We start from the raw sequence: 15,047 nt of genomic DNA on the forward strand, positions 1-15,047 counted from the left end.
GCCCGGTCACAGGATGATGCTGAGCTTTCCGTGCTCGACCAGCGTCTCGTGGTCCAGCACCACGACCCGGCGCCGGGCCCGGAACGACCCGCCCTCGGCGACGAGCTCGAACCGGTACTTCCCGACGTAGGCGTCGGAGCGCCCGTGCCCGAATCGGTGTACGACGACATTCGCCGCCACGTCGAGGTGGGTGCCCCGGTCGGTCAGGATCTCCACGTTGCTGACCAGCCGGTTCGTCCGCGATCGTGGGTTCTCGCACCACACCTCGCCGGTGAGGAGCTGGTCGATGCGCTGGCGCAGGCGGGCCGCGTCGTCGTCGATGAGCCCGAGCACGTTGGCCCCCTCGTCGCGGACGTCGGTGGCCGGCACCCGGTAGCGGATGTCGTCGGTCAGCATCTCGTCGTACCACTCGCGCAGGCGCCACTCGTCGAGCAGTCGCGCCTCCCGGAAGAGGAACTGGTTCACCCGGTGCCACAACCGCACCTGGGCCGATTCGTCGACGGTCAGCTCGATGGTCATCGCGGTTCCGCCCCCTGCCGCTCCGCCGGCCGAGCGATCTCGTGGTGATCGTCGCCGCCGTGCATCAGCCGATCCCACCGGCGCCAGAACTCGCGGGCGGGAAGCTCGTCCGTCGTCTCCGGTACGGCCCTGTTCATGCCGCGTGACAGGTCCGAGTAGCGGACCGACCGGTTGAGGTAACCCCGCTGGCAGGACTCGATGATCTCGATGTCGTCGGGGGTGGCGAAGCCGGCGGGACCGAGGAACGTCAGGTAGTGGCTCTTGCGGAGTTCCCGGATGTCCGGATCCTCGTCCTTCGGGGCCAGCGCGACCGAGGTGATGGCCATCCGGTCGGGGGCGATCGGGTCGATCTTGCGGATCGTGATCGCGATCGCGTCGATGATCATCAGGTTGGGAAAGATCAGCAACGCGCGGTTGGTGCCGGTGATCCGCTCCGCGCGCTCGGCGCCGAACCGGTCGACGAACCGGGCGGCCGTCGCCTCGATCCGCGGCCGGACCTCCGGGCTGAACATCGGCGTCCAGTACGCGAGCGGACGGGCCGCCGCCGGTGGCAGCTCGTTGGCGCCGTGTCCCAGCCCGAGGGCGCAGCCGAAGCCGCCCCGCCGTCGTGGTGGCACCGACCCCAGCGACTCCATGTAGCCGACGTAACGCTTGTGCAGGGCCCGGAAGTGGTAGATGTCGACGCTGTTCTCCATCATGAGCTTCCAGTTGGCCCGTGCGCCGTGGAGCTGCGCGCCCTGGATCACCTCCATCCCGACCTCGGACTGGTCGTCGATCAGGTCGAGGTACTCCGTCGCGCCCGCCAGGTACTCGGTCAGGGTGCGCCGCTGTCCCGGGTCGAAGGTGACGAACACGAATCCGCGGTAGGCGTCACCACGGTGCTGCGTGAGGCCGTGGTCCGCCTTCCGGAAGCCCGGTCCGTACCCGTCCGGGATCGGGACCCCGACCAGGTCGCCCCGGTTGGAGAACGTCCAGTCGTGGTAGGGGCACCGGAACGACCTGGCCTGCCCGGCCGGCTCCGCGCAGATCAGCGCCCCGCGGTGCGGGCAGCTGTTCGCGAACACCCGGATCACCCCGTCGGATCCGCGCGCCATGACCACCGGCCGCCCGCCGACGTCACGTGCCACGTAGGAGCCCGGTCCGGGCACCTCCGACTCGTGTCCGACGTACAGCCAGCAGCGGTCGAAGATCCTGGTCATCTCCTGGGCGGCCAGCTCGCCGTCGGTGTACGCGCGGCGGTCCACCAGGAAGGAGCCGCGCTCCCGGTCGTCGATCACGATCGGGTCGCCCGCCGGTCGCCGCGGCTCGGCCGTCACCGCTTCTCCTCGCGCCGTGGCGTCCCGGCCGTGTCGAGGACCAGCTCCGCCGTCCGCGCGGCGGAGTCGCCGCACTCCGGCTGTGCGGCGCGCAGCCGGGCCCGGTGGTCCCGGGTGGGGTCGAGCAGGTCGGTGACGGCGTCGGTGACCGCCTGCGCGGTGACGTCGGCCGGCGCCAACGCGGTCCCGAAGCCCGCGCTGCCCACGAAGTGCGCCTGCACCGGCTGATCCACCGCCAGCGGGATCACCAGCATCGGTGTCGCCGCGCGGATCGACTCGGCCACGGAGTTGTACCCGCCGTGGGTGACGAACACGTCGGCGCGTTCGAGCACCTCACGTTGCGGCAGGTACGGGGCGGTGAGCACGTCGTCGGGCAACGCGAGGTCCTCGGCGAGGTCACCGACCGCGGCGATCACCTGGGCGCCGGTGGCCGCCGCGCCGGTGATGACCGTGCGCAGCAGGTCGGGTCGCCGGTAGAAGATCGTGCCGAAGGAGACGTACACCACCGGACGGCCCGGCTCGATCCGGTCGAGGCCGGCGAAGGCCACCTCGTCGCCGCGGGTCCCCGCCGCGCCCGGCAGCCCGATCAGCTGCCCGCCGTCGTCGGTCACGCCGTCGTTCCCGATGAGCGCGGGAATCGTCGGCATCAGATTGAGAATCGGCGATCGCGCCGAATGGGTCCGGGTCGACCACCGCACCCCGTGCCGGGTCAGATAGTCGCCGACCTGCTCGTCGTAGGCCCAGCGTCCCCGTCGGTGTTCGCGCGGGCAGACGCCACCCAGGTTGGCCCAGATCATCCCGTACGGAATGCCGGAGGCCTCGGTGCCGACCATGGCCGACGCGGTGACCGGCAGCGAGTCGACGAGCACGAAGTCCGGTGCCGTCGCGCGCAGCGCGTCGGTCGTCTGGTCCGCCACCGGGGACGCCTGGAGCATCGCGCCGATCTTCGCCGGATCGTCGCTCCACGGCGCCATCTCGACCTTCCCGATCAGGTGGACCGGCGTGGTGCCGAGGGCCTGGCGACGCTTGTCGTCGAGCATGCCGCCGTCCGCTGACAACAGCAGCAGCGTGACGTCGCCGCCGGCGGCGCGGAGCGCGTTGACCACCGGAACGTACGGGTTCAGATGACCGTGCTGCGTCGTGGTCAGGAGGGCGACGCGCATCAGATCTCCGATCCGTCGGGAAAACGGCATCAACTCGTCCTCAGGCACGCGGAAAAGGCGCGTCAGCGAAAGGGAAAGCTGAAATGCGGCCCGTTTTCCGGCGTTCCGCAAAGCCTGCCGGGGCAAGGGATCGATGTCAATGCCTGCTGTCTGCCACCCGTCGTCGGTCGACGGCGTACAAACGTCGTCGGGGCTTCGGATAATTGGCACTTGAGTGTTTCGGACGAGTCTGAGCAGTTGGACGCATTTGGTCGACAAAAGGCAATGCCGGGCGCGCACTCGCCGATGCCTTTGGCGACCCCGCCACCTCGCCGACCCGGAGGGCAATCTGATCGGCCTCGCCGCCCTGCCGTGACGCGTCCCCCGGGCGCTCGTCCGCCGCTGAGCGACCGGTCCCCGACAGAGCACGGGAATCGTGGCGTCGCGCCCCTACAGTCCCCTCCATGAAGTGGACGGTGCGTTTCACGACCGGGCTCGCCGTACTGGTGACGGCCCTGGTGGCCGGGGCGGTGAGCGCCGCCGCGGCGCCCGCCGACGGCGGCCTCGGCCTGGCCCTGCGCCCACCGACGGCGGACTACCGCGCCGGCGACCAGGTCCGCCTGGATCTCACCGTCACGAACACCACCGCAGCGGCCTGCGCGCTGCCCACCCAGGCCGCCGGCACCGTTCAGGTGACCGGGGTACGCCGGGACGGGCGCGACCTCACGCCGGTGCTCGCCCGCAGCTTCCACGACGACGGGATCGCCGCCGCCGCCACCGCCGGCCTGACCACGGTCGAGCCGGGCGCGACCGCGACCGTGACGCTTACCGGCGTCCGGGTGCACGACGGCGACGCGCCTGGCGACGTGGTGCTCCGGTCGGTGGCCGCCACTGCGGACGGCGGCGGCCTGGACTCGCTCTGGCCGGTCGGCGCAACCGGCCGGTACGAGGTCACGGCCGGCTACGTGACGCTGCCGGTCACCGGTGCGGCGAACCCCTGCCCGGGCGCGACGGAACTGCGGACCACCACGTTCACGATCGGCGACGGCGGCGCGCCCGTCCGCCGCTGGCTCTGGCCGGCCGCCGGGGCATTGCTGCTGGTGCTCCTCGTCGCCGCGCTGGTGGTCCTGCTGCGGGTACGCCGCCACCGTCGGCCAGCCGCCGCCGGCGTGGCACTGCTGCTCGTCGCGGTCGGCGCGCTGGTCGGCGGCGGGTCGCGGCCCGCCCGGGCCGACTACTCGGTCGACCCGACCGCCGGCGTGCCGGTCAGCGGCGTCGACTTCCAGGCCGCGGTCGACGGCTGCCTGGCCGGGTTCGCGCTGCCCGGCGGCGACCCGGCCGGCCTGCTGCCCCGGTTGAAGGACAAGAAGAGCCCCAAGGTGCGGATCATCCCCACCCCGGGCGGCTCGGGCGCGTTCGAGACGCCGGAGAGCGCCGACGGCAAGGGCTCGTCCACGGTCACCTGGAATCCGGCGTCCACCGACCCGTACGAAGACGGGGTGGCCCGGAACCCCTGCGCCGCGCTCTACCACGAGCTGAACCACGCCGACGACATCTCCCGCGACGCGGTCCCGGCGGGCCAGTGCGGGAGCACCGGGATCCCCACCGCGGAGGTGAAGGCGACGCTCGCGGAGAACCGCTACCGGGCGGCGAAGGGCCTGCCGCCGCGCACCCAGTACAAGGGAAACTCGCTGCCGAAGAGCCTCGACGAGTGCAAGAAGCCGGCGAAGAAGACGCCCCCGCCGAAGGGCCCGGTGAAGCTCTGCGAGGACGGGGCCGACTGCGGCGGCAGCAACGGCGACCCCCATCTGGTCACCTTCGACCGGGTCTACTACGACTTCCAGGCCGTCGGCGAGTTCACGCTGGTCGCCGCCGTCGGCGGTGACCCGCTGGAGGTGCAGGTCCGGCAGGCGCCGATGGCCGGCACCCGCACCGCCTCGGTCAACTCCGCGGTCGCGTTCCGGGTCGGCGCCCACCGGCTGGCGCTCACCCTCACCGACGGCGCCACCCGGGTCCACGTCGACGGCGCGCCGCTCGCCGCGCCGCCGGAGCGGACCGACCTGGCCGGCGGCGGCAGCCTCACCCGCCGTCCCTCCGACACCGGACCGACCGACGGGTACGACGTCACGTGGCCGGACGGCTCCGCCGCCGCGGTCGACCAGATCGGCCGGTACGGCTACCGCGTGCTGGTCCGGCTCGCCGACGGTCGGGCGGGAAAGGTGCGTGGACTGCTCGGCGACTTCGACGGCGACCCCGCCGACGACATCGCGCCCGCCTCCGGCCCCGCCCTCACCCAGCCGGCGCCGTTCGCGAAGCTCTACCCGGCGTACGCGGACAGTTGGCGGATCACCGCGGACCGGTCGCTGTTCACCTACGGCGACGGGGAGGACACCGGCACGTTCACCGACCGGAGCTTCCCCGAGCGGCAGGTGACCGCCGGTGACCTCGACCCGGCCCGCCGCGCCGCCGCCGAACAGGTCTGCCGGTGGGCCGGCGTCACCGCCCCCGGCCCGCTCGCCGAGTGCGTCTTCGACGTCGCGGTCAGCGGGCGCCCCGAGTTCGCCGTCGCCGTCGCCACCACCGAACGCGTCGCCCCGCCGGCCGCCGCGCCGATCACCGCCGTACCGGTGGCCACCGCCAGCCTGACGCCGGGCGGTGAGCCGCTGACGTTCGCCGGCCGGGCCGGGGACGCCGTCTTCGTCGACGCCACCGCCCCCGGCATCGACGACCGCTGCTCGCCGTACCTGCTCGTCGACCCCGGTGGGCGGGAGATCGCGAGCGGCTGCAACATCAACGGCGCTGGTTACGTCGACCGCGTCGACCTCCCCACCACCGGCACGTACGCGATCCGGGTCGCCGCCGTCCCCGGCGACGCCGGCCGTGCCGCCGTCCGGGTCTACCTGGCCCGGGACAGCGGCGGCACGCTTCAACCGAACGGCCCGGCCGTGACCGCGACCGTCGAACAGCCCGGCGCCCGGGCGCAGTACCGGTTCACCGGCCGCAAGGGGGAGCGGGTCTTCGTCGAGGTGCCCGAGAGCACGCTGCCCGACCAGTGCTCCCCGCTGGAGTTGCGGGACGCCGAAGGGCAGGTGCTGCGCAGCGGCTGTGTGATCAACGGCATCGGCGAGGTCGACGGCACGCTCCTGCCCGCCGACGGGACGTACACGGTGCTTGTCGACCCGGTCGAGCGCGGCACCGGCACGGCCACGCTGCGCCTGGTCACCGGCCGGGACCGGGACGCGACGATCATGGTCGGCGGGCCACCGGTCGTCGCCGGGATCGACCGGCCCGGGGCGGTCACCGGCTACCGGTTCACCGCCGCCGCCGGCACGTCGGTGACGGTCACCGCGACCGCCGCGACGCTGCCCGATCAGTGCGGCACGCTGGTCCTGAGCGCCCCGGACGGCAGCACGCTCGCCACCGGGTGCGTGATCAACGGGGCCGGCGGGATCGACTCGACCACGCTGCCGGCGGCCGGGGAGTACACGCTGTCGGTGGATCCCTCGGGGGCCGCGACCGGGGAGGTCACGCTGGCGGTGCGATGAGGTGGCCCTGCCGTCAAGGGCCGGCGCGGAGGCTGCTAACGTTCCGTCCCGTTGTCGGTGAGCGCCGCTAGCTCAACTGGCAGAGCAGCGGACTCTTAATCCGCGGGTTCGGGGTTCGAGTCCCTGGCGGCGCACCAACGAGCAAAGCCCTGACCTGGCAGTTCCACAGGTCAGGGCTTTCTTCGTACCCACCGCGGCAAGACCGCCGGGCTGACCGCGCCTCGGTCACTCCCCGGTGTTCTCCGGGGGTCCGTCGCGCCCGCGCCCGGAGGGCTCCTCGTAAACGACGTTGCTGGTCCTCGTGCCGACGAGCGACGGGTCCACGTCCTCGGGTTCGATGAGCCCGGCGACGTGGCCGGAGGCACGCACGACCTCTCCACCGGCGACGAAGCTCCGCATGCCCGTCTCGCCGGTGGTACGGAGCGGAACGGCGAGGGTGCCCGATCGGCGCCCGCTCCGCCAGTCGAGCTCCAGCCGCCACCGCACGTCGCTGTTCTCGGTCACCGCCCGCACCACAAGCGTCCTCGGCACAGTGACAGCTTCGAAGGCGGGCCATACCAGCGGCTGATCGAAGTCGAGGAGCAGATTGACCATCGGCCGCAGCCGGCCCCCGGCCTCCGCCGGGGCGGACGATTCGGGGCCGCACATGAGGGAATCGACGGAGCCGCGGTGATGAGGTTCTCGGGACTCCACGACCGCGCGGACTGCGGTGATCTCTCCGGCGGGTGCGGTGAGGTCGACCGAGACAACGTGCAGGTTGGTCGGCAGGAGGACCGGCTGGGCGCCGCGCCCAGACTCCGGCGGAAGCAGTAGCGCGGTGTCGATGTGGGTGAGCGCGTGGCCCTTGACGGGCTCGTGCCACGCGGCGGCGACGACGGAGAACGTCTCGTCAAGATAGATCTTGCCGGTGGGCGCTATCACGGTGGGGCTGATCCGGAACGGGTGCCGGCTTGCGAGGGCCGTCGCCGCTCCGGGCACGTGCCGCAGCATGGGTCCGGAACCCGGCGGCCAGCCCGACCAGGGCACGGGCCGGGACGGGACGCCTGGTCGTGCCGCCAGACACGCTCCGAGCGCGTTGAGCATGCCCGGCAGTTCGGCATGGCGGACGTCGGCCCGGAACTCCATCCGCCGGACGCACCAGATGGCGAACTCGGTCGCCTGCTCGCGTGCCGCGACATCGCCGTGCCGGTGGAAGCGGCGGAGCAGGGAGGCCACCACGTCCTGGGCGACCGGCGCGAGACCCGGCGGCATCCCGGCGGACGGCATGCGGGTGAAGGAGGACAGGAGCGTGCGGACCGCGTCCCGATCCGCATCCCGCCCCTCCGCCTCGTAGGCCAGCACCCGGGACAGGAGCAGCAGGATCATCCGATCCCCGGCGGACGGGTCGTCAGGTCGTTCGTGCATCGCCATCTCGCAGGCCCGTGCGGCCCGTCTCGCGAGCCCGGCGTCCCGCTCCATGCCCGCCAGGAAGGGCAGCACCCGGGCGGCGTGATCCCAGTGCCGGCCGGCGGCCGGCGAGCGGGACGGGGACAGCGTCGCGGCGCGCTCGGTGGCCTGTCCGAAGGAGCGCATCAATTCGACGCCGGTGTCGTCGTCCACATCGAGCAGGCCTCTCAACGCGAGAGCGAGGTTGCTCCAGATCATGAAGTGGTCGCCCGGTACCCGGTGGAGTAGTTGCCGGTGCAACTGCACGTACCACTGCATGTCCGCCGGTGAGGTGTGGTCGATCGTGCCCAGCAGGGACTGCGCGACGGAGATGAGCCGGTCGCCGACGTCGGCCTGGTCCGGATCGCGCACCGCCGCCTCCACCAGCAGCCCGTACGCCTCGCCGAGGGCTTCCCGGTCGCGGGTCCACCGGTAGCGGGCGACGTGCACATGCGACAGGTTGAACAGCAGGCCGGGCAGGGCCGGGAAGCCACCTGCGCGGGCCCGCGCGACTGCTCGCTCCGCCAGCGCGCGCGCCTCGTCGAAGTCGGCCTGGCGACCACTGTGCAGATAGCGCTTGTAGGGAACCGCGAACGAGTTGGCCAGGGCTGCTGTTTCCGGGTCCAGGGGTGCGGTCATCGGTCGTCCGCCAGACCGGCGGTGGAGAAGGGCTCACCGTCGAGGTCGATCGGCGCGACTCCGTGCCGACCGTCGCAGGTCCAGTGCAGGTCCAGCCGCCAACGCACGAGTTCGCCGGAGGCATGCGCGATCAGGGCGAAGACCTCCGGATCGTCAGCGGTCACCTTGAAGGGAAAACCGGATGGGCCCTCGGCGAGCAACCGCGGCGGATCCTCACTCAGCCACAGGTGGAAACGGCGAACCGGCAGCTGGCCCAGATGGTGCACCGGACGTGCCTCCGGAAGGGGGTGCCGGGACAGCACGACGGGTTCCATCCGACGCAGAATGACCGCCTGCGACCCGCTGGTCTCGACGGTGATGTCGACCGCATGGCCGCTACGCGGCACGATCAGCGAGCCGACGTCCTCGCGGATCCTGAGATAGTTCCCCACGTCCAGGCGGGCGCTGACGGTCAACGGCGGACCCTGCACCGTCCTGACCGGATCGTCGGCCACCGGTCCGGTTGCCGGTTCGGCCGCCGACCGTCGCCACAGCCACGCCAGCGCCGACACCACCACCGCAGCCGCGGCCGTCCCGCCGAAAATGGTGCTGGACCACTGGTCGGCCTTGTCCCGGCCCTCCCGGACCAGGAACCAGCTCAGCCCGACGGCCGCCACCAGGGTCACCGCGACGACGAGCGGAAACCAGACGCGACGACGCCTCCACACCGGCACGGTGCCATCATCCCTGTCCGGGAGAGCGTCCTCAACCGGCTACGGAGGTCACCCGCGCACCGACGGTAGCCACCTGCCTGTCCGGTAGCCGACGGAGCCGTACCCGTCGTGGTCTCGTCGGCTGCTTCCGGGTGACGGCCTGGAATGCTTCGGCCATGCCCTCCTTTCCGCCCACCTTCGCCGACCGGGTCGTCGCGCTGCCGGCCGGCGCCCAGTTCGAGGCGTTCCTCGACGAGCACCGCGACGCGCTCAACGGCTGCCTGGACGGGCTGACCGAGGCCCAGGCCCGCCGGTCGCTCGTGGCTTCCCGGACCACGTTGCTGGGTCTGGTGAAGCACGCGACCTTCGTGGAGAAGGTCTGGTTCGACGAGGCCGTCACCGGCCGGTCGCGCGCCGAGATCGGCATTTCGGAGCGGTCGGAGGAGTCGTTCGTCCTCGACGACGGCGACACGATCGCCACGGTGCGGCAGGCGCACCGCGACGCCTGTGCGGCGTCCCGCCGTGCCACGTCGTCCCTCGGCCTGGACGACGTCCTGCGTGGACATCGCCGGGGCCCGCTGCCGCTGCGTTGGGTGTACCTGCACGTGCTGCGTGAGCTCGCCCAGCACTGCGGGCACGCGGACATCCTCCGTGAGCAGCTCCTCGACGGCTGACCTCCCGCGCGGGCCCGGTCGCGCCGCGGCTCAGCCCTGACGGGTGGGCCGGATGGTCAGGTCGCCGATCTCGACGTCGTCGGGCTGGTCGATGGCGAAGGCGATCGCCCGCGCCACCGCCGCCGGGTCGATACCGAGGTCGGCCATGTGCTGCCGGGCCTGCTCGCGCGTGGCCGGGTCGTCCACCGCGTTGTCGATCAGCTCGGTACGCACGTAACCGGGGGAGATCGACGTGGTGCGCAGCGTGCCGTCGGTGCTCTCCTGGCGCAGCGCTTCCAGGAGGGTGCGGACCGCGTTCTTCGTGCCGGCGTAGACCGCCTGGGTGGGGACGATCTTGAGCCCCGAGGTCGACACGACGGTGACCAGGTGCCCGCTGCCCTGGCGGCGGAACGTCGGCAGGGCAGCGGCGATCCCGTGCAGGATGCCCTTGACGTTCACCTCGATCATGGCCGACCAGCCGGCCACGTCGAGGTCGGCCAGCGGGCCGATCCGGGTCATCCCGGCGTTGCCGACCAGGACGTCCAGCCGCCCGTACCGCTGCACGGCGGTGTCGACGAACGACGTGACGTCGTCGGCGTCGGTGACGTCGACGCGTACGGCGGTCGCGGTGCCACCGGCGGTGGTGATCTCGTCGACGAGCTGGTCCAGCCGGTCGGTACGGCGGGCGCCCAGCACGACGGTCGCGCCGAGCGACGCGAGGTGGCGAGCCGTCGCCGCCCCGATACCGCTGCTGGCGCCGGTGACGGCGACGACCTTGCCCTGGATGGCCATGATGCTTCCCCCTAGACTGGACACATGTCCGGTTACTCCGACCAGCCTAGCGGACACGTGTCCGCTTCTGCCACCGGCCAGCCGTCGCGGCGGGCCGACGCGCAGCTCAACCGTGAACGGATCCTCGCGGCGGCCCGCGAACTGGTGCGCCAACCGGGCGAGCTGAAGCTCAACGCGGTCGCCAAGGCGTGCGGCATCGGGCAGGGGACGTTGTACCGGCACTTCCCGACCCGGGAGGACCTGTTGGCCGAGGTCTACCGCCAGGAGGTCGACGAGCTGGTCGCGGCCGCCCCGCGACTGCTGGCCCGACACCAGCCGGTGGACGCGCTCGCGGCCTGGTTCGACCGGGTGGCCGCGTACGCCCGGGTCAAGCGCGACGTGTTCGCCGCGGTGGAGGCGGCCACCTGGCGCGGCCTGGCCGCGCACAGCCTGGGCCCGATCGGCGAGGCGGTCGAACTGCTGCTCGCCGCCGGCCGCGCGGCGGGCGCCATCCGTCCAGACGCGGACGCCCGCGACGTCATCGTGCTCATCAGCTGGCTGTCGCGCCTGGACGACGCCGAACTCGACGCCCGCGGGTCCCGGCTGCTCGCCATCCTGGTCGACGGGCTCCGGGCGGGCCCGGCCTGAGCCGGCGCCCCGCCGGGGTTTCCGTCCGGCGACCGCGCGGTGCGGGCCGGCCGGGCCGGACGCGTCGGCGGGTCAGGCCGGCTGCGGCGTGAAGAAGCGGACGAGGTCCTCGGCCGCGGTGGGCGACAGCATCATCGCGTGCACCCGGGCGGACATCTCGGCGATCGGCTGGATCCTGCGGAACATCGCCTCCTCGTAGACCCGGATCGCCGCGTCCGGGTCGGCGGGGGAGTCGACGAGCGCGGCGGCGAGTTCCGCCCCGTCGAGCATGGCCTGGTTGGCGCCCTCGCCGACCGGCGACATGAGGTGGGCGGCGTCGCCGACGAGGGTGACGCCGGGCCGGTGCGTCCAGCGGGTGCCGGCGGGCATGGCCTGGATCCGGCGGAGGGTCGGCGGCCCGTCGCCGGCTTCGACGAGTGCGGTCAGGCGGGGGCTCCAGCCGTCGAAGAGGGCCAGCAGGTCGTGCTTGGTACGGCAGGTGTCCGGGTGCCGGTCGTCCGCGGGCAGGGAGATCCCGACCCGGATGCTGCCGTCGCCGAGGCGTTGCGCGGACAGGATCTGGCGTACCCCGACGCCCCAGAGGTTGCCGGGGCCGACCAGCTCGGCGATCTCCGGGTGACGCCGGTCCGCGTCGTCGATGCGGAGCTCCACCGCGGTGGACACGGCGGCGAGGGGAACGTCGGTGAGCAGCGACCGGACGACCGAGCGGGCGCCGTCCGCGCCGACGAGGAGATCGCAGTCGTCGCGGTGGCCGCCGTCGAACGTCAGCCGGAAACCGCCGTCGGGCCGTGGCGCCGCCGCGACGAGCCGGTGCCGCCACCTGACCGTGCCGGCGGGCAGCGAGTCGAGCAGCAGGTCCCGCAGCGCGGCGCGGTCGATCTCGGGGCGACCGTCGAACGAGCCGGGCTGCGGCACGTGGTGCAGGAGGGTCCGGCCGGCCGGGTCGAGGATGCGGTGTTCCTCGCCCTCCGGCCGTGCCTCGGACCGGAACCGGCCGGTGAGGCCCGCCTCGCCCAGTGCCCGCTGGCCGGACTCGGGGTGCAGGTCCAGCATCCCGCCCGGGGAGCGCGTCGTGCGGTCGGCCTCGCGCTCGTGGACCACCGCGTCGATGCCGTGCCGGTGCAGGATCCGGGCCAGCGTCAGGCCGCCCAGGCCACCGCCGGCGATCGCGATTCGCATCGCCACCTCCTTTAACGTACGATGTATTTCATGGATACACCGTACGGTAACGTACCGTTGCCGGTCTGGGAACGCCCAGAGCCGCAGCCGCGGGCGGCGCCCGTGCCGTTGAGCCGGGCGAAGATCGCCGCCGTCGCGATCCGGATCGCCGACGCCGACGGCCTCGACGGGGTGTCGATCCGCAAGCTCGCCAAGGCGCTCGACGTCGGCCCGATGCGGCTCTACGACTACGTGCTCAACCGGTCCGAGCTGCTCGACCTGATGGTCGACGCGGTGTACGCCGAGATCGCCGAGGCCGACCGGCACGACGGGTGGCGCGACACGGTGCTGGCCGTCATGCACCGGACCCGCGAGGCCGCGCTCGCGCACGAGTGGTTCGTCGACCTGCTCGGCGCGCGTCCCCACCTGGGCCCGCACGCCCTCGCCGTGGGCGAGGCGACCGCGGCGGCGCTCAGCCGGGCCGCCGCCGTACGCGGGATCGACGATCTGCAACGGGCCCTGGGCGCGCTCAACGCGTTCGTCGTCGGGGCGCTCCGCCGGGAGATCACCGAGCGACGCACCGCCCGGTCGACCGGCACCGACGTGGCCGCCTGGCAGAGCGCCCTCGGGCCCTACCTGTCCCGCATGCTCGACACCGGTCGTTATCCGACAGTCGCCCGGCTCGTCGTCGAGGGCGCCCACCTCGATGCCGCGGAAACGTTCCACCACAACCTGGTCACCGTGCTGGACGGCATCACCGGCCGGCCGTGACGGCCTCGGCCGGGTCCGCGGCGACCGGTCAGGTGGACCGCTCCGGGGACGCTCCAGAGTCGACGGTCCGGGCGTAGCATGCCTTCATGATCGAGGACTTCGCCGGTCGGCTGGTGCGCGACCTGGCCCGCCTCGACCCGTGTGCCGCGGTGGTCGAGGTCGGCGAGCAGGAGGTCGACGGGCTCACCGACTACAGTCCCGAGGGCCACCAGGCGCGCGCCGACCTCGCCGCCTCCGCCCTGCGCGAGCTGGCGGCCCGGCCCGCGCAGGGCCCGTGGCACGCCCACCTCACCGAACGGCTGCGTACCCGGATCGCCTTCCACGAGGCCGGGGAGGACCTGCGCGAGCTGCACGCGGCCGCCACCGGCCCGCTCTCGCTCATCCGCCAAGCCGTCGAGGCGGGGGTCCCCGGCCGGGATGCCGAGGGCGCGACCTACGAGGAGGGCTGGGCGGGGGTGGGCGCGCGCCAGGCCGCGATCCCCGCGACCCTGAAGGGGTACGCCCGCAGCCTCCTGCTCGCCGCCGAGCGCGGCCACCTGCCCACCCGACGTCAGGTGGAGCTGGTGACACGGCGCTGCCATGCCTGGGCGGACGAAGACGCCGCCCTGGTGGAGCGGTACGGCGACGGCGTCCAACGGGCAACCTTGCACGCGGCGGCGCGGGGCGCGGGGGACGCGTACCGGGAACTGGCCGCCACGCTTGCCGCGGGCCTGGCGTCGCGGGCGCGCGACGACGAGGCGTTCGGGCCGGAGCGGTACGCCCTCTGGGTGCGGACCTTCCTGGCCGGCGAGCCGGATCCGTGCGAACTGCACGCCTGGGGTTGGGACGAGTTCCTCGCGACAGAGGCAGAGCTGGTCGCCGAGGCGAAGGCCCTGGGCGGGAGTGTGCCCGAGGTGATCGAGCGGCTCGACCGCCCCGACGGGCCGGGCGTCCGGCACGGCCGGGCCGCGTTCGGCGCGTGGTTACAGGAGCTGCTGGACGCCACCATCGGGCACCTGGACGGCGTGCACTTCGACATTCCCGCGCCGCTGCGGCGGATCGAGTCCCGGGTGACCGGCTCGGCCGGCACCTCCTACACCGGGCCGTCGCGGGACCTGACGCGGCCCGGCCGGGTCTGGTGGTTCCTTCCCGAGGGCCGGGAGAGCTTTCCCACCTGGATCGCCTACAGCACCGCGTACCACGAGGGTGTTCCCGGCCATCACCTCCAGCTCGGCCGCGAGGCGTGTCAGGGCGGGCTCGGGCAGCGGTTGAACCTGCTCGGTGGGCTCTCCGGCTGTCGGGAGGGGTGGGCCCTGTACGCCGAACGGTTCATGGACGAGATCGGTTTCTATCAGCAGCCGGGCGCCCGCCTGGGGCACCTGCTCATGCAGCTGCTGCGGGCCGCCCGGGTCGTGCTCGACACCGGCCTGCACCTGCGGCTGCCGATCCCGTCCGGTGGCGGCGAGCCGTGGACGCCGGAGGCCGCGCTGCGACTGCTGCGGGACCGCTGCCACCAGGGGCCGTACGCGGCGGGCGAGCTCGCGCGCTATCTGGGCCGGCCGGGGCAGGCGCTCACCTACAAGGTGGGGGAGCGGGTGTGGTTGGCGGGCCGCGCGTCCTTCCGCGGTGACCGGCGGGCCTTCCACCGGCGGGCGCTGGAGGTCGGCTCGCGAGGGCTGGACCAGTTGGCCGGGGCGCTGGCCGCATGACCGGGCCGACCGTGTCGTCCTTTCCGCCCATCGCCGCCGCACGGACGGGCGGGATCGAGGCGGTGGGCGTCCGCCGGGTG

General features: G+C 73.1%; 12 protein-coding genes and 1 tRNA gene. 6 read left to right on the top strand and 7 right to left on the bottom strand.

The features are described 5' to 3' along the window. Positions 1-6: 6 nt before the first annotated feature. From OG767_RS07295 to OG767_RS07305, 3 genes are read right to left on the bottom strand one after another with little or no spacing between them, the layout of a single operon-like run. Complete coding sequence (locus OG767_RS07295) at positions 7-519, bottom strand: aromatic-ring-hydroxylating dioxygenase subunit beta (RefSeq protein WP_281935983.1); 513 nt, start codon at positions 517-519, stop codon at positions 7-9. Next, positions 516-1,835: an aromatic ring-hydroxylating dioxygenase subunit alpha gene (locus tag OG767_RS07300; RefSeq protein WP_405092719.1), complete on the bottom strand. Its 1,320-nt coding sequence runs from the start codon at positions 1,833-1,835 to the stop codon at positions 516-518. Before OG767_RS07300 ends, OG767_RS07295 begins: the two co-directional genes overlap by 4 nt. Continuing rightward, positions 1,832-2,998: a glycosyltransferase gene (locus OG767_RS07305; protein ID WP_405092720.1), complete on the bottom strand. Its 1,167-nt coding sequence runs from the start codon at positions 2,996-2,998 to the stop codon at positions 1,832-1,834. The genes OG767_RS07300 and OG767_RS07305 overlap by 4 nt, the downstream gene beginning before the upstream one ends. Positions 2,999-3,441: 443 nt before the next feature. Between OG767_RS07305 and OG767_RS07310 the strand changes: the two genes are divergently transcribed. Both OG767_RS07310 and OG767_RS07315 read left to right on the top strand, forming a co-directional pair. Beyond that, the gene (locus tag OG767_RS07310) at positions 3,442-6,522 is read left to right on the top strand and encodes a VWD domain-containing protein (protein ID WP_405092721.1); all 3,081 of its coding nucleotides are present in this window, start codon (positions 3,442-3,444) and stop codon (positions 6,520-6,522) included. A 61-nt stretch (positions 6,523-6,583) separates the two neighbouring features. Continuing rightward, a tRNA-Lys gene (locus OG767_RS07315) sits at positions 6,584-6,659 on the top strand. Between the two features lie 88 nt (positions 6,660-6,747). On the opposite strand, the gene OG767_RS07320 is transcribed toward OG767_RS07315, so the two are convergent. Together OG767_RS07320 and OG767_RS07325 are read right to left on the bottom strand one after the other, a co-directional pair. After that, complete coding sequence (locus OG767_RS07320; RefSeq protein WP_405092722.1) at positions 6,748-8,586, bottom strand: hypothetical protein; 1,839 nt, start codon at positions 8,584-8,586, stop codon at positions 6,748-6,750. Next, positions 8,583-9,242 (bottom strand): hypothetical protein, encoded by a 660-nt coding sequence (locus OG767_RS07325; RefSeq protein ID WP_405092723.1) that lies wholly within the window; start codon positions 9,240-9,242, stop codon positions 8,583-8,585. Before OG767_RS07325 ends, OG767_RS07320 begins: the two co-directional genes overlap by 4 nt. A 212-nt stretch (positions 9,243-9,454) precedes the next feature. On the opposite strand from OG767_RS07325, the gene OG767_RS07330 reads away from it, so the two are divergent. Then, the gene (locus tag OG767_RS07330; RefSeq protein WP_405092724.1) at positions 9,455-9,952 is read left to right on the top strand and encodes a DinB family protein; all 498 of its coding nucleotides are present in this window, start codon (positions 9,455-9,457) and stop codon (positions 9,950-9,952) included. A 30-nt stretch (positions 9,953-9,982) separates the two neighbouring features. On the opposite strand, the gene OG767_RS07335 is transcribed toward OG767_RS07330, so the two are convergent. Then, on the bottom strand, positions 9,983-10,723 hold the full coding sequence (locus OG767_RS07335; RefSeq protein WP_405092725.1) for an SDR family oxidoreductase: 741 nt from the start codon (positions 10,721-10,723) through the stop codon (positions 9,983-9,985). 57 nt (positions 10,724-10,780) lie between these two features. Here OG767_RS07335 and OG767_RS07340 point away from each other — a divergent pair, with 57 nt between their 5' ends. Then, on the top strand, positions 10,781-11,350 hold the full coding sequence (locus OG767_RS07340; protein ID WP_405092726.1) for a TetR/AcrR family transcriptional regulator: 570 nt from the start codon (positions 10,781-10,783) through the stop codon (positions 11,348-11,350). A 72-nt stretch (positions 11,351-11,422) separates the two neighbouring features. On the opposite strand, the gene OG767_RS07345 is transcribed toward OG767_RS07340, so the two are convergent. Further along, positions 11,423-12,529, bottom strand: a complete 1,107-nt coding sequence (locus OG767_RS07345; protein ID WP_405092727.1) for an FAD-dependent oxidoreductase — start codon at positions 12,527-12,529, stop codon at positions 11,423-11,425. A gap of 30 nt (positions 12,530-12,559) precedes the next feature. On the opposite strand from OG767_RS07345, the gene OG767_RS07350 reads away from it, so the two are divergent. Then, positions 12,560-13,279: a TetR/AcrR family transcriptional regulator gene (locus OG767_RS07350; RefSeq protein WP_405092728.1), complete on the top strand. Its 720-nt coding sequence runs from the start codon at positions 12,560-12,562 to the stop codon at positions 13,277-13,279. An 86-nt stretch (positions 13,280-13,365) separates the two neighbouring features. After that, entirely contained in the window at positions 13,366-14,967 is a 1,602-nt protein-coding gene (locus OG767_RS07355) for a DUF885 domain-containing protein (RefSeq protein ID WP_405092729.1), read from the top strand. Positions 14,968-15,047: the final 80 nt, after the last annotated feature.

This window comes from Micromonospora sp. NBC_01392 (genome assembly GCF_045040125.1).
In the GTDB taxonomy this organism is placed as follows: Bacteria; Actinomycetota; Actinomycetes; order Mycobacteriales; family Micromonosporaceae; genus Micromonospora.